The sequence below is a fragment of the Pseudaminobacter sp. Soil_N_29 genome (assembly GCF_057656055.1).
The window spans coordinates 80,958-97,481 of the sequence record NZ_JBDGLC010000001.1; the positions used below are offsets into that span (position 1 = coordinate 80,958).

A 16,524-nucleotide genomic window follows, 5' to 3' on the forward strand; every position below is an offset into this window, starting at 1 on the left:
GAGCCTTAGACGGCGGCCGTGATGATGATCTCGACCTTGTAATCCGGGGTGGCCAGCTTGGCTTCCCCGGTGGCGCGCGCCGGCGTGTGGCCCTGCGGCACCCAGGCGTCCCAGACGGCGTTCATTTCGCCAAAGGTGTTCATGTCGGCCAGCCAGATGATTGCCTGGAGGATCTTGGTCTTGTCCGAGCCGGCCTTGGCCAGCAGCTCGTCGATGGAGGCCAGGATGGCCTTGGTCTGCTCGGTGACGCTGGCGCCCGGCGCACCAACCTGGCCGGCCAGATAGATCGTGTTGTTGTGGATGACGATGTCGCTCATGCGGGGACCGACATCGATGCGGCGGATGGTCATGGCTGGCTTCCTTCTTGTTGCTCCGTGCCCGGTTCTCTTTAGATTTCAGTGCTCTGCCGGGCAAGGCCGCCCCGATGGGAAACCCCTGTTTCTCCCCATCCATATCAGGACTTTGCCCCGGCCCTTGCCATTCCGGCATGTTGACTAATGTAATAACATCACATATCCAGACAGCAACTCTCCTCCCTGGGTCGCGGACCGACGATGACTGACGCCTGCCTCACCTTTCGCGACCTGACGCTCGGCTATAGCAGCCACCCGGCCGTTCACCATCTCAATGGCTCCTTCAGGGTCGGATCCCTGACCGCTGTCGTCGGCGCCAATGGTTCCGGCAAGTCGACGCTCATGAAGGGCATTGTGGGCGTGTTGAAGCCGATGTCCGGCCTGTGCGTGAACGCGCGCAATGCCCGCATCGCCTACCTGCCGCAGCAATCCGAGCTCGACCGTTCCTTTCCGGCTCGCGTCGTGGACCTTGTTTCATTGGGGCTATGGCCGCGCCGCGGCCTTATGGCGCGTTTCACTCGGGATGACCGCGCAGAGGTTTCCAAGGCGCTGAACGCGGTCGGCCTCGAGGGCTTCGAGAAGCGGCCGATCGACACGCTGTCCGGGGGCCAATTGCAGCGCGCACTGTTCGCCCGCGTGCTGGTGCAGGACGCGGAACTGATCCTGCTCGACGAGCCCTTCAACGCCGTCGACGCCAAGACGGTCAACGACCTCATTGAGCTGATCAAGCGCTGGCATGGAGAGAAGCGGACTGTGATCGTGGTGGTTCACGATCTCGACCTCGTCCGCGAGCACTTCCCGGAGACGCTGCTGCTGGCGCGCCGGCCCGTGGCCTGGGGCGCCACCAGGGAGACGCTGCGGCCGGAAAACCTGCTGCGCGCCCGGCGCTTCGATGAAGCCTGGCACGAGGACGCGCCCTGGTGCGAACCCGATCATGGGCACGAGCATGCCGATGGACACGCGCACTCTCACGACGGCCATCACCATCAAGAGCATGGCGAAGTGCGCGACCGCCCCGACCACGAAACCGGCCCAAGGGCAGCCTGAGCAGCGCCATGTATGATTACCTGATCGCCCCCTTCGTCGAATTCGGCTTCATGCAGCGCGCGCTGGCCGGCTCCCTGATGCTGTCGCTGGGCGCCTGCCCGGTCGGCGTGTTCCTGATGCTGCGCCGCATGAGCCTGACGGGCGATGCCATGGCACATGCCATCCTGCCCGGCGCGGCCGCCGGCTTCCTTCTCTTCGGCCTGCAGATCGTGCCGATGACCATTGGCGGGCTGGTCGCCGGCGTCATCGTCGCCCTGGGCGCGGGTGCTGTATCGCGCTTCACCGTGCAGAAGGAAGACGCCTCCATGGCGGCCTTCTACCTGATCTCGCTCGCGCTTGGCGTGCTGATGGTTTCGCTGCGCGGATCGAGCGTGGACTTGATGCATGTGCTGTTCGGCACCGTGCTCGCCCTCAATGACGACGCGCTGACGCTGATAGCGGCGATTTCGGCCATCACGCTGGTAACGCTCGCCATCTTCTGGCGCGCCATCGTGGCCGAATGCCTCGACCCATTGTTCCTGCGCTCGGTGAGCCGGCTCGGAACACCGGTGCATTTTGTCTTTCTCGGGCTGGTCGTGCTCAATCTCGTCGGCGGTTTCCAGGCGCTCGGCACGCTGCTTTCTGTTGGCCTGATGATGCTGCCGGCCGCCGCCGCCCGCTTCTGGACGGCGCGCGTGGAGCCAATGTGCGCGCTCGCCATCGTCATCGGCTTCGGCTCCTGCATTGCGGGATTGCTGTTGTCCTATCACGCCTCCCTGCCCTCCGGGCCAGCCATCATCCTCTCGGCAGGGCTGGTGTATTTCGTCTCGACCATTTTCGGCACGCGCGGCGTCTTCAACACGCGCCTGCGCCGCCACCGCCACAGAACCGCCTGACCGCCCTCACGGAGACCTCTTCGCAATGCTCAAGTCCCTTCGGCTCGCCACCCTTGTGAGCGTTATAACATTAACCCCGTTCGGTCTGGCTTCAGCACACACTGAGCCGCTGAAGGTGGTGGCCAGCTTCTCGATCATCGGTGATTTCGCCAAAAACGTTGGCGGCGGCCGCATCGACCTGACCACGCTGGTGGGTCCGGATGGCGACGCCCATGTCTATGAGCCCAAGCCGGCCGATGCCATGGCCATGAGCAAGGCGGATGTGGTGCTGGTCAATGGTCTGCATTTCGAGGGCTTCTTGCAGCGCCTGGTCGAGGCCAGCGCCACAAAGGCATCGATCGTGGAACTGACCAAAGGCGTCGAGCCGATCAACATGAGCGACGAGCACCACGATGAAGGCGAGGAAGATGAGAGCCACGCCCACCACCACGGCGACCTCGACCCGCATGCCTTCCAGTCCATCGCCAACGCAAAGATCTACGTGAAGAACATCGCCGATGCATTCTGCGCGGCCGACGCCGAGGGCTGCGAGAGCTACAAGGCCAATGCCGAAGCCTACACCCAGAAGCTGGCGGAAACCGATGATTATGTGAAGGCGACCGTCGCCTCGATCCCGGAAGACAAACGCACCATAATCACCTCGCACGACGCCTTCGGCTATTTCGAGCACGCCTATGGCCTGACCTTCCTGGCGCCGGAAGGCATCTCGACGGAAGCAGAGGCTTCGGCCGCGGACGTGGCGGCGCTGATCAGGCAGATCAGGGATGACAAGGCCTCGGCGATATTCGTGGAAAACATCACCAACGCCCGCCTGATCGAACAGATCGCCGCCGAGACCGGCGTGAAGCTCGGTGGCACGCTCTATTCGGACGCGCTGTCGAGCGCCGACGGCCCAGCCGCCACCTATATCGATATGATGCGTAGCAACATCGCCACGATCAAAGGCGCAATCACGGGAAGCTGAACGGACAAAGCGATTCAGCTCGCTCCGCCAACCCGCTGATGGAACGACGCTTTTCGCGATTGCGCTTCAGCCCTTATTTGAGTGATGCGCAAATCAGTTACGCGCCCTCGGGCAGTTGACCCGACCTCCCCTCTTCACATACTCAGGCGCATGTCCTGAAGGGAGGTCGGGCATTTCCAACGCCGTCCTCCTTCCCGACCAGCCAGCTACCGGCGCCAGATGCGCCACAAGGGGAGTTTTTCGCATGACCGAGGCCGTGACCATCGCACGCGACGGCGAGATCGCCATCGTGACCATCGACAATCCGCCGGTGAACGCGATGAGCTTTCACGTGCGCGAGCCGTTGCTGGCCGCGCTTACCGCCCTGCGCGACGATGCCTCCGTTGCCGGCATCGTGCTGGCCTGCGCGGGCCGCACCTTCGTGGCCGGCGCCGACATCACAGAGTTCGGCAAGCCGATGCAGGCGCCGGAGCTGCGCGACCTGATCGCCGCGCTCGAAACGCTGGGCAAGCCCGCAGTGGCCGCGATCCACGGCACGGCGCTCGGCGGCGGGCTGGAACTCGCGCTGGGCTGCCATTTCCGCGTGGCCGAGGCGAGCGCTAAGGTCGGCCTGCCCGAAGTGAAGCTCGGCATCCTGCCCGGCGCCGGCGGCACGGTGCGCCTGCCGCGCCTCGTCGGCGCGCTCAAGGCGCTGGACATGATCGTCTCCGGCACGCCGATCAGCGCCAAGGAAGCGCATGCGAACGGTCTCGTCGATGGGGTCGTCGAGGGCGATCTGATCGCCAGCGCCGTCGCCTTTGCGCGCGAGCAGGTCAAGTCCGGCAAGCCGCCGGTCGCCGTGCGCGACCGAAACAACCTGATCGAAAACGCCGATCTCGCCGCCTTCGACGCGCGTGCTGCCGAACATGCCAAGAAGGCACGCGGGCTGGAAGCGCCGGTCGCCTGCGCCGAATCCGTGCGCAATGCGCTCACCCTGCCGTTCGACGAGGCGCTGGCCAAGGAGCGCGAAATCTTCGCCAAGCTGGTCGCAGGCGACCAGTCCAAGGCGCAGCGCCACCTGTTCTTCGCCGAACGCGAGGCAGCCAAGGTGCCGGGCGTGGGTAAGGACGTGAAGCCGCGCGAGATTGCCCGCGTCGGCATCATCGGCGCCGGCACCATGGGCGGCGGCATCGCCATGGCCTTCGTCAATGGCGGCATCCCAGTCACGCTGCTGGAAATGAATCCCGAAGCCCTCGAACGCGGCCTCGGCACGATCGAGAAGAACTACGCGATCTCCGTCACGCGAGGCTCGCTGACCGAAGAGGCCAAGGCCAAGCGCATGGCCGCCTTCACCCCCTCAACCGATTATGCCGATCTCGCCAATTGCGATCTCATCATCGAGGCCGTGTTCGAGGAAATGTCGGTGAAGAAGGAAGTGTTCGGCAAGATCGAGGCTGTCGCCAAGCCGGGCGCGATCCTCGCCACCAACACCTCCTATCTCGACGTCAACGAGATCGCCGCGTCGACCAGCCGGCCGCAGGATTTCCTCGGCCTGCACTTCTTCTCGCCGGCCAATGTCATGAAGCTGCTGGAAATCGTGCGCGGCGCGAAAACCGCGCCTGACGTGCTGGCAACGGCGCTGGCCGTGGGCAAGAAGATCGGCAAGGTGCCGGTTGTCGTGGGCGTGTGCCACGGCTTCGTCGGCAACCGCATGCTGGGCGCGCGCGGCGCGGAGACCGAGCCGTTGCTGCTCGAAGGCGCGACACCCCTGCAGGTCGACAAGGTGTTCACCGACTTCGGTTGGCCGATGGGCCCGTTCCAGATGTGGGACCTTGCCGGCCTCGACATCGGCTGGCGCAACCGCAAGGCCCAGGGCAAGACGGCGATCATCGCCGACACGCTCTGCGAACAGGGCCATTTCGGCCAGAAGACCGGACGCGGCATGTATCTTTACGAAAGCGGCTCGCGTACGCCGACACCTGATCCGGAGGTCGCGGCCCTGATCGAGGAAAAGGCCAAGGAACTCGGCATCGAGCGCCGGGAGATTTCGTCCGAGGAAATCATCGAGCGCACCTTCTACCCGCTCATCAACGAAGGCGCGAAGATCCTCGAGGAAGGCATTGCCGCCCGCGCTTCCGACATCGATATCGTATGGGTCAACGGCTACGGCTTCCCCATCGGCAAGGGCGGTCCGATGTTCTGGGCCAGCCTCGAAGGTTTTGGCAAGATCGTCGAGCGGCTCGACTACTGGCACGCCCGCACCGGCAAGGACATCTTCAAGCCGGCCGAACTGCTGCGCAAGGCCGCCGCGACCGGCAAGCTGGCGGACGCAGCCTAAACACGTAAATCTCTTCGCGAGGCATGACATGCCTCGCGAAACTCGGCGGCCCGCACTATGTTTGCCGCAATCGACAAAGCGCCTGTGAGGAGCATCATGGAATACCGCCAGATTTCCGACGACTATTCGGTGTCGGGGCAGATCACCGCCGACGATATCGCCACCATCAAGGCGGCTGGCTTCAAGGGCGTCATCTGCAATCGTCCTGACGGCGAGCAGCCCGGCCAGCCTTCCGCCGACGAAATCCGCATGGCGGTCGAGGCAGCCGGGCTCGGCTTCCGGCACGTACCGATGATCAGCGGCCAGCCGGTGACCATGGAAGACGCCGAAGCCATGGCCAAGGCGCTGGATGAACTCGACGGCCCGGTCTTTGCCTATTGCCGGTCCGGCGCGCGCTCGACCAACCTGTTCCTGGCCGCGCAGCAGGTCAGAGGCTGAACCCTCTTCGCCCTGTCGCCTATAGCGGCAGGGCCGACGTTTCCTTCAGCGTCTGCAGCACGACCGCCGTCTTCACATGCTGGACGGATTCGTGCGGCAGCAGCACGCCGTTGACGAAGTCCGCCAGCGACCTCAGGTCCGGCGTCACCACTTTCAGAATGTAGTCCATCTCGCCGGTCAGGGCGTGCGCCTCCTGCACTTCGGGCAGGCGCGCAAGCAGATCGGCAAAGCGCTGCGCATTGTCCCGGTTGTGCGTGGCCAGCGTCACCGAGATCACATTGACCAGTGGAAAACCCAGCCGCTCGCGGTCGAGCACCGCGCGATAGCCGCGGATATATCCGTCATCCTCCAGCCTCTGGCGTCGCCGCGAACATTGCGACGGCGACAGGTTCACGCGCTCCGACAGGTCATTGTTGGTGAGCCGGCCATCCGCCTGCAAACATGACAGTATCTTGCGATCAAATTGATCAAGATGCGCGTCATTCATACCAAGCTGCCCTTTCCTACACGGTCCATGCGCATTTCGAGCACTTGCGGCATTCGAATGCAAGCACTGTGCGCTTACGCAGGCGTATCATTGGCCAAGATGAAAATTCGCGGCTTTCGATCCGCAGGAGGAGACCATGGGACCTTTCCCGCACGACGCGCCGCCCGCAACCATCAGCGCGGCCAACCCTGCCGGCACCGACGGCTTCGAGTTCGTTGAATTCGCCCACCCCGAGCCGGAAAAGCTCTCCGAGCTGTTCACGCGCATGGGTTATGTGCCGGTTGCCAAGCACCGGACCAAAAACATCACCATCTGGCGCCAGGGCGACATCAACTACGTGCTGAACGCCGAACCCGGCTCGCATGGCATGAAGTTCGTGGAAAAGCATGGGCCGTGCGCGCCGTCGATGGCCTGGCGCGTGGTCGATGCCAAGCACGCCTTCGACCATGCCGTTTCCAAGGGCGCCACGCCCTATGAAGGCGACGACAAGACGCTGGACGTGCCGGCCATCGTCGGCATCGGCGGTTCTCTGATCTATTTCGTCGACAATTACGGCAAAAAGGGCTCGGCCTATGATGCCGAGTTCGAATGGCTGGGTGAGCGCGACCCGAAGCCGGAAGGCGTCGGCTTCTATTACCTCGACCACCTCACCCACAACGTCTATCGCGGCAACATGGACAAGTGGTGGGATTTTTACCGCGACCTGTTCGGCTTCACCCAGATCCATTATTTCGACATCGACGGCCGCATCACCGGGCTGGTCAGCCGCGCCATCACGTCGCCCTGCGGCAAGATCCGCATCCCGCTGAACGAGTCCAAGGACGAAACCAGCCAGATCGCGGAATATCTGCGCAAGTACAATGGCGAGGGCATCCAGCACATCGCTGTCGGCACGGACGCTATCTATGACGCCACCGACAGACTGGACGGCAACGGGCTGAAATTCATGCCCGGCCCGCCGGACACCTACTACGAAATGTCGCGCAAGCGCGTGCACGGCCATGACGAACCGCTCGAGCGCATGAAGAAGCACGGCATCCTGATCGACGGCGAAGGCGTGGTGAATGGCGGGATGACGAAGATCCTGCTGCAGATCTTCTCCAAGACCGTGATCGGCCCGATCTTCTTCGAGTTCATCCAGCGCAAGGGCGACGAAGGGTTCGGCGAAGGCAACTTCCGCGCGCTCTTCGAATCCATCGAGGAAGACCAGATCCGCCGCGGCGTGATCAAGATTCAGGCGGCGGAATAAGCCGCCTCAACTTGCAGTCTAACCCCTTATGACCTAAATTCTGGTCATAAGGGGCAGGCTGATGAACCATCAGAGCAAATCGACTGTCTTTAGCGTTGCCGAGGCGAAGGCGCGCTTTTCCGAGATCATCAAGCGCGCCGAGGCCGGCGAGCGCTTTGTTGTGACACGACATGGCGTTCCGGTCGTTGAGATAGCAGCAAGCACGGACGCGCAACCGAAGAAAAAGTTGCGTGGCGCCATGAAAGGCAAAATCTGGATCGCGCCGGACTTTGACGAGCTCGGGCCGGAATGGGACGAATATGTCTCATGAGCGGCCGAGGCTATCTGCTCGACACTCATGTCTTCTTGTGGGACCTCGCCGACGACAAGCGGATTTCTCCGGTTCACGACGAAATCCTCCTCGGCGATGCGCCCAAATATTTAAGCGTCGCATCACTTTGGGAGATCGCGATCAAGGCAAGTATCGGAAAATTGACGATACCGCCTGGACTGTTGGAAACGATTGAAGCCAGTGACGTGAAGTTGCTGCCGATACTCCCCGAGCATGCGCTCCATACCTCATCGTTGCCACGACACCACGGCGATCCTTTCGATCGGCTGTTAATAGCCCAAGCGCAGTTGGAAGGACTAACGCTCGTTACAGCGGACTCCCACTTCGCCAGCTATGACGTGGCGCTGGCCTGATCCAGCCCGAGCCGCTCGACCTCGTCCTTCCTGAAGCGCAGGTCGTAGTCGAGGAAAAACTCATCAAGCTGCGGCGGCTTGACCGAGGTGCCCGAGAGCATCGCGTGCACCTGGCCGCGATGGTGGATCTGGTGCAGGAAGAGATGCGCCAGCAGGTCGCCTATCCTTTCGGGAATGATGCCCGCCGTGCCTCGGTCCGTCGGCACGCGGCGGTCGAGGTCGGCAAGCCAGAGTCCATCGCAAAAAGCGATCAGCCTTCCATCCAGCTCCGCTTGCGCGGCGGCGAGCCTTGCCGGGTCGTCATAGGCGACAAAGCGATCGAACAGCGCCCGCCCCTCGCCGCCCTCGGCCAGCATGTCGAAATAGAACAGGTCCACTTCGTGGATGTGATTGAGCGTTTCCTTGATCGAGGGAAAGAAGCTCACGCGCTCGGCCTCGAACTCGCCCGGCTGGAGAGCTAGCACGGCGCGATAGAGCCGGTCGTTGGACCAGCGATTGTTGCGCGCCATCTGGCGATTGTGGGTGAGCATATCCATGGCCGCCGCTCAACTCTCGTATTTTTGCACGGTCTGCTCGATCGCGCCGAAAATCGAGTGATGTCCGGCCTTGTCCTTCATCTCGATACGGACCGTGTCGCCGAAATGCAGGAAAGGCGTCTTCGGCGCACCTGTTTCGATGGTCTCGATGGTGCGCAGTTCGGCAATGCAGGAGTAGCCGACGCCGCCCTCGCCCACCGGCTTGCCGGGGCCGCCGTCGAGCTTGTTGGACACCGTGCCGGAGCCGATGATGGTGCCGGCCACCAGCGGGCGCGTCTTGGCGGCGTGGGCAATCAGTTGCGGAAAATCGAAGGTCATGTCCACGCCGGCATTGGCGCGGCCGAAGGCTTTGCCGTTCAGATCGACATTCAGAGGCAGGCTGACCTTGCCGCCGTCCCAGGCGTCACCAAGTTCGTCCGGCGTCACGGCGACAGGGGAAAAGGCCGATGAGGGCTTGGATTGGAAAAAGCCGAAGCCCTTTGCGAGCTCGGCCGGGATCAGGCCGCGCAGCGACACGTCGTTGACCAGCATGACCAGCCGGATCGCGTCGCGCGCCTCGTCCACGCTCGCGCCCAAGGGCACGTCGTCGACGATGACTGCAACTTCGGCCTCCATGTCGGCACCAAAGGCTTCATCGGCAAGCGGGATCGGATCGCGCGGCCCGAGGAAGGAATCCGAGCCGCCCTGATACATCAGCGGATCGGTCCAGAAACTCTCCGGCATGGCCGCGCCGCGCGCTTTCCGCACCAGTTCTACGTGGTTCACGTAGGCCGAGCCGTCCGCCCACTGATAGGCGCGCGGCAGCGGCGAGTGGGCGTGGTGCTCGTGAAAGCGTTCGGACGGAACTGCTCCGGTTTCAAGCGATTCTGCCATCGCCGACAGATGCGGGGAGATGCGCCGCCAGTCATCGAGCGCCGCCTGCAGCGTCGGCACCAGGAAGGATGCATCGGTGTAGCGGGTCAGGTCGCGCGAAACCACCACCAGTTTTCCGTCGCGCGTGCCGTTCTTGAGCGTGGCCAGTTTCATGGGCGGTCCGTCCCTCTCCCGTTGGTTTTACGGCGCGTTTGGCGCCGCAATCGCTGTCCAGCTTAGACCGCGCCGGCCTCAACTCCAATCGCCTTCGGGCGTGCCGTTGAAGCGCTTTTTCAGGTCCTTCCAGCAATCGATATAGTTGTCCTGGCGCGTCTCGAGCTCGGCGCTGTAGCGCGTCAGCATCTGGGGGAAGCGCGTCTCGAACATGAAGGCCAAGGTGTTGTCGAGCTTCACCGGCCTCAGCTCGGCGCGCGTGGCCTTCTCGAAGCCCGAGGCATCCGGTCCATGCGCCAGCATCATGTTGTGCACGCTGATACCGCCCGGAACAAAGCCCTCGGCCTTGGCGTCGTACTGGCCGTGGATCAGCCCCATGAATTCGCTCATGATGTTGCGGTGATACCAGGGCGGGCGGAAGGTGTTTTCCGCCACCAGCCAGCGCGGCGGGAAGATGACGAAATCGACATTGGCAGTGCCTTCCTCGCCCGATGGCGCCGTCAGCACCGTGAAGATCGAGGGGTCCGGATGGTCGAACAGGATCGCGCCGACCGGAGAAAAGGTCGCCAGATCATATTTGTAGGGCGCATAGTTGCCATGCCAGGCGACCACATCCAACGGCGAATGGTCGAGTTCGGTGACGTAGAACTTCCCGCACCACTTCACGGTCAGGCGGCAGGGTGTTTCCTTTTCCTCGAACCAGGCCACGGGCGTCTTGAAGTCGCGCGGGTTGGCCAGGCAGTTCGCGCCGATCGGCCCGCGGTGCGGCAAGGTGAATTTTGCGCCGTAGTTCTCGCAGACATAGCCGCGCACCGGTCCGTCGATCAGCTCGACCTTGAATACGAGCCCACGCGGCAGGATGCATATCTCGCCCGGCTCGACCTCCATGGTGCCCATTTCGGTAACGAAGCGCACGCCGCCCACCTGCGGCACGACAAGAAGCTCGCCATCCGCGTTGAAGAAATGGTCGTCCTTCATGTCGGCATTGGCGACGTAGACGTGGGCTGCCATGCCCGAGTGGCCGAGGACGTCGCCTGCAGTCGTGATGGTGCGGATGCCGGCCAGAAAGTCGGTAGGCGCGGCAGGCAGGGGCACGGGGCTCCAGCGATATTGACCAATCGGCAACTCATGGTCGCCGAGATTGGGGGCGCTCTTCCAGAGCGGATATTCGGTCGCCGCGAACCGCCCCGTGTGCTTGACGCTCGGCCGGATGCGGTAGAGCCAAGAGCGCTCGTTAGCGCCGCGCGGCGCGGTGAAAGGGGAACCGGACAGCTGCTCGGCATAAAGGCCGTAGGCGGGTCTTTGCGGCGAATTGCGCCCCTGAGGCAGCGCGCCGGGCAGGCTTTCGGTTTCGAAATCGTTGCCGAAGCCGGGCATATAGGAAAAGGCCATCGCATCCTCCCGTGACCAGGTTCGAGGCCGCCTTTGGCCCGGATTCCACCACCCGGTCCGCAAGCAAGCCTCTAACGGCTATGCAATAGTGAAATTAGCACATTGCAGCCTGAAATCCTTGGCCTGAAAGGAGGCTTGGGGCCACACCTTACCAGTCCATCACCACCTTGCCGGAGCTTCCAGTCCGCATGGCATCGAAGCCCTGCTGGAAATCGTCGATGCCGATGCGGTGGGTGATCAAGCCCGACACGTCGAGCGGGCCCTGCACCAGCGCGATCATCTTGTACCAGGTCTCGAACATCTCGCGGCCATAGATGCCCTTCAGGTGCAGCATCTTGAAGATGACCTTGTTCCAGTCGATCTCGAAGCCGGTCGGAGCGATGCCGAGAATGGCGATCTTGCCGCCATTGTTCATGGTGTCGATCATGTCGCGGAAGGCGACCGCCGAGCCCGACATTTCGAGACCGACATCAAAACCTTCGGTCATGCGTTCCTCGCTCATCACGTCGCGCAGGCTTTCCTTCGATGCATCCACCACGTGATGCACGCCGAGCTTGCGCGCCAGTTCCAGGCGCGCCGGATTGATGTCGGTGATGACGACCTTGCGCGCGCCAACGCATTGCGCCACCAGCGCGCCCATGATGCCGATCGGCCCCGCGCCAGTGACCAGCACATCCTCGCCCACCAGATCGAAGGAGAGCGCGGTGTGCACGGCATTGCCGAGCGGGTCGAAGATGGCGGCGATCTCGTCGGGAACATCATCGGGAATGGCCACGACGTTTTGCTGCGGCAACACGAGATATTCCGCGAAGGCCCCCGGCCGGTTGACACCGACGCCCAGCGTATTGCGGCACAGGTGTCCGCGCCCCGCCCGGCAATTGCGGCAATGGCCGCAGACGATGTGCCCCTCGCCCGACACGCGCTGGCTGACCTTGTAGTCTGTCACCGCCGCGCCGAAGTCGGCGACCTCGCCGACAAATTCATGACCGGTCACCATCGGCACCGGCACCGTGTTCTGCGCCCACTGGTCCCAGTTGTAGATGTGCACGTCAGTGCCGCAGATCGCGGTCTTGCGAACCTTGATCAGCACGTCGTTGGGGCCGATCTCGGGCACCGGCACCTGTTCCATCCAGATGCCGGGCTCGGGCCGCGACTTCACCAGGGCGCGCATCATGTTGGACATGATCTTGTTCCTCGAAACCGTTGATAAGGAATCCTTCTTTCGGCAAGCCTCATGTAGTGTCGGACCGCCGCTCAGGAAATGACGCCAAGTTCGCGCCCGACTGAACCAAACGCGGCAATCGCACGGTCGATGTCGTCGGCAGAATGCGCCGCCGACATCTGCGTGCGGATGCGCGCCTGCCCCTTGGGCACCACGGGGAACGAAAAGCCGATCACATAGATGCCATGGTCGAGTAGTTTCTGCGCCATCTCCTGCGCCAACGCGGCATCCCCGATCATGACCGGAATGATCGGGTGATCGGCGCCGGCGAGGGTGAATCCGAGCTTCGACATGCCAGCCCGGAAACGCGCCGCATTGGCATATAGCGTTTCGCGCAGGCCATCCCCACCCGCGATCAACTCGAGAACCTTGAGCGAAGCGCCCGCGATCACTGGCGCCAGCGTGTTGGAAAAGAGATAGGGACGCGAGCGCTGCCGCAACCATTCCACCATCGGGCCGCGAGCGGAGGTGTAGCCACCCGATGCGCCGCCCAGCGCCTTGCCGAGCGTGCCGGTGAGAATGTCCACCCTGCCCTCGACCCCGCAATATTCGGGTGTGCCGCGCCCATGCTTGCCGACGAAGCCCACGGCGTGGCTGTCGTCGACCATCACCATGGCATCGTACTTCTCCGCCAGGTCGCAGATGCCCGAAAGGTTGGCGATGATGCCGTCCATGGAAAAGACCCCGTCGGTGGCAATCATCCGGAAGCGGCAGTCCTGCGCCTCCTTCAGCCGCTCCTCGAGATCGGCCATGTCGTTGTTGGCGTAGCGGAATCGCCTTGCCTTCGACAGTCGCACGCCGTCGATGATCGAGGCATGGTTGAGGGCATCGGAGATCACCGCGTCCTCCTCCGAGAGCAGCGTCTCGAACAGGCCGGCATTGGCATCGAAGCATGAGGAGTAGAGGATCGTGTCCTCCATGCCGAGGAAGGAGGAGAGCTGCGCCTCCAGTTCCTTGTGCTCCTGCTGGGTGCCGCAGATGAAGCGCACCGAGGCCATGCCGTAGCCGTAGAGGTCCAGCGCGGTCTTGGCAGCCTCGCAAAGCTTCGGGCTGTCGGCCAGGCCGAGATAGTTGTTGGCGCAGAAATTCAGGAGCTTCCTGCCGCCGACCTCGATTTCGGCCGACTGCGGCGAGGTGATGATGCGCTCCGACTTGTAGAGCCCGGCCGACTTGAGACCGGAAATCTCCGCCTCGAGGTGGGAAAGGAACGCTTCGCTCATTGCCTTTTCGCCCTGTTGGAGCCTTGCCTGACTGTGGCGGCAAGCGCGACGAAAAGCTATCGGAAATTGGACCCCCGCGCTCACGATCATCCAACGGTTTCCGCCGCCGGCGTCTGGATCGGTCATTGCCGCGTGGATAGGATCGCCGCGCATTTTCAATGGAGTGGAGTTTGCAAATGGCCGACGGGCAGTTTCCAGTTTTCGACCTCGGGCAATTCGAAGGGGCCGACGCGGCCGAACGCCAAAGGCTGGGGGCCGAGGTGGACGCGATCTGCCGCTCGACCGGCTTTCTGGCCATCGCCAATCATGGCGTGCCGCAGGCGGTGATCGACGCGGTTTGGAGCAAGGCGCGCGAGTTCTTCGATCTGGCTCCGGAGGAAAAGCAGAAGGCACGCGCGCCCTACAAGGGCTATCCTTATGGCTATCTCGGGCCGGAACTGGAGGCGCTGGCCAAATCCCGCGATGTGGACAGCCCGCCGGACCTCAAGGAAAGCTTCAACGGCGGCCCCCTGCACACGCCGTTGGGCATGACCGACAAGGACGCGCTTGCCTTCTGCTATGCGCCGACGATCTGGCCGCAGGCGCCGGACGGCTTTGTCGACGCGTGGAAGAGCTACTACGCGGCGATGGAAGACCTGGCGGCGCGCATCATGCGGCTGTTCGCGGTCGCGCTGAACCTGCCGGAAGACTATTTCGAGCGCTTCATCGACGCCCCGATCAGCGCGTTGCGCGCCCTCAACTATCCGGAGCAGACGGTTCCCCCCAAGCCCGGCCAGCTACGCGCCGGTGCGCACACCGACTATGGCAGCCTGACCATCTTGCTGCCGCAGGAAGGCTCGAGGGGCCTGGAACTGATCACGCCGGACGGCAACTGGACGCCGGTGCCGCCGGTGCCGGGCGCCTTCATCATCAATATCGGCGACCTGATGGCGCTGTGGACGAATGACCGCTGGGTTTCCACCATGCACCGCGTGGTGAACCCCTCGCCCGAGGACGGCGGCATGGACCGGCGCCAGTCGCTGGCCTTCTTCCACCAGCCAAACTGGGATGCGGAAATTGTTTGCCTGGAGCAGTGCCTGGCGCCCGGCGAAGAGCCGAAATACCAGCCCGTGCGCTCAGGCCCCTATCTGGTGAGCAAGTTCCAGTCGACGACGAAATAGCTCGCTCAAAAAAAATTCGGGCCGCGCTTGGCGGCCCGAATTCCTGTCGCTTACGAGGCTCAATTCCTCAGAAGAACGCCTGGATGCCGGTCTGGGCGCGGCCCAGGATCAGGGCATGCACGTCGTGGGTGCCTTCATAGGTATTGACCGTCTCCAGGTTCTGCGCGTGGCGCATGATGTGGTAGCCGATCTGGATGCCGTTGCCGCCATGCATGTCGCGCGCCTGGCGAGCGATGTCGAGCGCCTTGCCGCAGTTGTTGCGCTTCACAAGGCTGATCATCTCCGGCGCGAACTTGTGCTCGTCCATCAGGCGGCCGACGCGCAGGGAACCTTGCAGGCCGAGCGCGATCTCGGTCTGCATGTCGGCGAGCTTCTTCTGGAACAGCTGCGTGGCAGCCAGCGGCTTGCCGAACTGCTTGCGATCGAGGCCATACTGGCGGGCCCGGTGCCAGCAGTCTTCGGCCGCGCCCATGACGCCCCAGGAAATGCCGTAGCGGGCGCGGTTCAAGCAACCGAACGGACCCTTGAGGCCCGAGACGTTCGGCAGCAGCGCGTCTTCGCCCACTTCCACGCCATCCATGACGATCTCGCCGGTGATGGATGCACGCAGGCTGAGCTTGCCGTCGATCTTCGGCGCCGAAAGGCCCTTCATGCCCTTTTCCAGCACGAAGCCGCGGATGGCGTCCTTGCCATCCTCACCCTTCAACTTGGCCCAGACCACGAAGACGTCCGCGATCGGCGCGTTCGAGATCCACATCTTGGAGCCGGAGATCTTGTAGCCGCTCGCCGTCTTTTCGGCGCGCGTCTTCATGCCGGCCGGGTCAGAGCCGGCATCCGGCTCGGTCAGGCCGAAGCAGCCGATCCACTCGCCCGAGGCGAGCTTGGGCAGGTACTTTTTCCGCTGCTCTTCCGAGCCATAGGCATAGATCGGGTACATGACCAGCGACGACTGAACGCTCATCATCGAGCGGTAGCCCGAATCGACGCGCTCGACCTCGCGCGCGATCAGGCCATAGGTGACGTAGTTGGCGCCAAGGCCGCCATATTCCTCCGGAACGGTAACGCCAAGCAGGCCCGCCTCGCCCATCTCGCGGAAAATCGCCGGATCGGTCTTCTCGTCCAGATAGGCCTCTTCGATGCGCGGCGCGAGCTTGTCGGCGGCGAAGGCTGCAGCCGCGTCGCGGATCATGCGCTCGTCCTCGGTCAGCTGGCCCTCGAGCAGGAAGGGATCATCCCAGACGAAGCTGGCGACGGCGCTCGCCTTGTTTTCCATGTTCATGACGTTTTCCAGATTTACTTGAAGCTTGAAATATTACTCTAGCGCGGTTCACCCGTCAGGGCAAAAGGCTTTTAGCACTGGCGAGCGAGGAAAGGAACAAACTGGTCCACGCCGTGTGCAGGCGGGAAACCATCCCTTCAGAAGGCCCCGCTTGCCCCTTTCCGCCATTGTGCCGGAATGAACTCGTTTAGCGCGATGGTAGCATTCCGTGAAGACCCACAGCATGTCGCGGCCATCGACGTTCTGGCACGCGTGGCGCCATCCCGAGCGCAGCC

The 16,524-nt window shown here is 63.2% G+C and carries 17 protein-coding genes; 9 read left to right on the forward strand and 8 right to left on the reverse strand.

Annotation, left to right across the window (positions count from 1 at the left end; all coding sequences use genetic code 11):
* Positions 1-5: 5 nt before the first annotated feature.
* Positions 6-350: a RidA family protein gene (locus AC3A4H_RS00350; protein ID WP_348778498.1), complete on the reverse strand. Its 345-nt coding sequence runs from the start codon at positions 348-350 to the stop codon at positions 6-8.
* 204 nt (positions 351-554) lie between these two features.
* On the opposite strand from AC3A4H_RS00350, the gene aztA reads away from it, so the two are divergent.
* The 5 genes from aztA (at position 555) to AC3A4H_RS00375 (ending at position 5,994) form a co-directional block, all read left to right on the forward strand.
* Positions 555-1,400: a zinc ABC transporter ATP-binding protein AztA gene (gene aztA, locus AC3A4H_RS00355; RefSeq protein WP_487764919.1), complete on the forward strand. Its 846-nt coding sequence runs from the start codon at positions 555-557 to the stop codon at positions 1,398-1,400.
* 8 nt (positions 1,401-1,408) lie between these two features.
* Positions 1,409-2,275 (forward strand): zinc ABC transporter permease AztB, encoded by an 867-nt coding sequence (aztB, locus tag AC3A4H_RS00360; protein ID WP_487764920.1) that lies wholly within the window; start codon positions 1,409-1,411, stop codon positions 2,273-2,275.
* 25 nt (positions 2,276-2,300) lie between these two features.
* Positions 2,301-3,239 carry a zinc ABC transporter substrate-binding protein AztC gene (gene aztC, locus AC3A4H_RS00365; RefSeq protein ID WP_487764921.1) on the forward strand — a complete coding sequence of 313 codons (939 nt, stop codon included), beginning with the start codon at positions 2,301-2,303 and terminating at the stop codon, positions 3,237-3,239.
* 244 nt (positions 3,240-3,483) lie between these two features.
* Complete coding sequence (locus AC3A4H_RS00370) at positions 3,484-5,556, forward strand: 3-hydroxyacyl-CoA dehydrogenase NAD-binding domain-containing protein (protein ID WP_487764922.1); 2,073 nt, start codon at positions 3,484-3,486, stop codon at positions 5,554-5,556.
* A gap of 96 nt (positions 5,557-5,652) precedes the next feature.
* Entirely contained in the window at positions 5,653-5,994 is a 342-nt protein-coding gene (locus AC3A4H_RS00375) for a protein tyrosine phosphatase family protein (protein ID WP_487764923.1), read from the forward strand.
* A 19-nt stretch (positions 5,995-6,013) separates the two neighbouring features.
* Here the strand turns inward: AC3A4H_RS00375 and AC3A4H_RS00380 are convergent, their stop codons facing one another.
* Positions 6,014-6,481, reverse strand: coding sequence for an Lrp/AsnC family transcriptional regulator (locus tag AC3A4H_RS00380; RefSeq protein WP_487764924.1), 468 nt, complete (start codon positions 6,479-6,481; stop codon positions 6,014-6,016).
* Between the two features lie 136 nt (positions 6,482-6,617).
* Here AC3A4H_RS00380 and hppD point away from each other — a divergent pair, with 136 nt between their 5' ends.
* The 3 genes from hppD (at position 6,618) to AC3A4H_RS00395 (ending at position 8,414) form a co-directional block, all read left to right on the forward strand.
* Entirely contained in the window at positions 6,618-7,730 is a 1,113-nt protein-coding gene (hppD, locus tag AC3A4H_RS00385) for a 4-hydroxyphenylpyruvate dioxygenase (protein ID WP_487764925.1), read from the forward strand.
* A 61-nt stretch (positions 7,731-7,791) separates the two neighbouring features.
* Entirely contained in the window at positions 7,792-8,040 is a 249-nt protein-coding gene (locus AC3A4H_RS00390) for a type II toxin-antitoxin system Phd/YefM family antitoxin (protein ID WP_487764926.1), read from the forward strand.
* Positions 8,037-8,414, forward strand: a complete 378-nt coding sequence (locus tag AC3A4H_RS00395; protein ID WP_487764927.1) for a type II toxin-antitoxin system VapC family toxin — start codon at positions 8,037-8,039, stop codon at positions 8,412-8,414. The genes AC3A4H_RS00390 and AC3A4H_RS00395 overlap by 4 nt, the downstream gene beginning before the upstream one ends.
* Here the strand turns inward: AC3A4H_RS00395 and AC3A4H_RS00400 are convergent.
* The 5 genes from AC3A4H_RS00400 to AC3A4H_RS00420 form a co-directional block, all read right to left on the reverse strand.
* Positions 8,393-8,950, reverse strand: coding sequence for a DinB family protein (locus tag AC3A4H_RS00400; protein WP_487764928.1), 558 nt, complete (start codon positions 8,948-8,950; stop codon positions 8,393-8,395). The genes AC3A4H_RS00395 and AC3A4H_RS00400 overlap by 22 nt on opposite strands.
* A gap of 9 nt (positions 8,951-8,959) precedes the next feature.
* Positions 8,960-9,976, reverse strand: a complete 1,017-nt coding sequence (locus AC3A4H_RS00405) for a fumarylacetoacetate hydrolase family protein (RefSeq protein ID WP_487764929.1) — start codon at positions 9,974-9,976, stop codon at positions 8,960-8,962.
* A gap of 78 nt (positions 9,977-10,054) precedes the next feature.
* Positions 10,055-11,368 carry a homogentisate 1,2-dioxygenase gene (gene hmgA / locus AC3A4H_RS00410; RefSeq protein ID WP_487764930.1) on the reverse strand — a complete coding sequence of 438 codons (1,314 nt, stop codon included), beginning with the start codon at positions 11,366-11,368 and terminating at the stop codon, positions 10,055-10,057.
* Positions 11,369-11,516: 148 nt separating this feature from the next.
* On the reverse strand, positions 11,517-12,551 hold the full coding sequence (tdh, locus tag AC3A4H_RS00415; protein ID WP_487764931.1) for an L-threonine 3-dehydrogenase: 1,035 nt from the start codon (positions 12,549-12,551) through the stop codon (positions 11,517-11,519).
* A gap of 71 nt (positions 12,552-12,622) precedes the next feature.
* Entirely contained in the window at positions 12,623-13,810 is a 1,188-nt protein-coding gene (locus tag AC3A4H_RS00420; RefSeq protein WP_487764932.1) for a glycine C-acetyltransferase, read from the reverse strand.
* A gap of 176 nt (positions 13,811-13,986) precedes the next feature.
* On the opposite strand from AC3A4H_RS00420, the gene AC3A4H_RS00425 reads away from it, so the two are divergent.
* Complete coding sequence (locus tag AC3A4H_RS00425) at positions 13,987-14,970, forward strand: isopenicillin N synthase family dioxygenase (RefSeq protein WP_487764933.1); 984 nt, start codon at positions 13,987-13,989, stop codon at positions 14,968-14,970.
* 67 nt (positions 14,971-15,037) lie between these two features.
* Here AC3A4H_RS00425 and AC3A4H_RS00430 read toward each other — a convergent pair whose 3' ends face one another.
* On the reverse strand, positions 15,038-16,243 hold the full coding sequence (locus AC3A4H_RS00430; RefSeq protein WP_487765866.1) for an acyl-CoA dehydrogenase: 1,206 nt from the start codon (positions 16,241-16,243) through the stop codon (positions 15,038-15,040).
* Positions 16,244-16,524 lie beyond the last annotated feature (281 nt).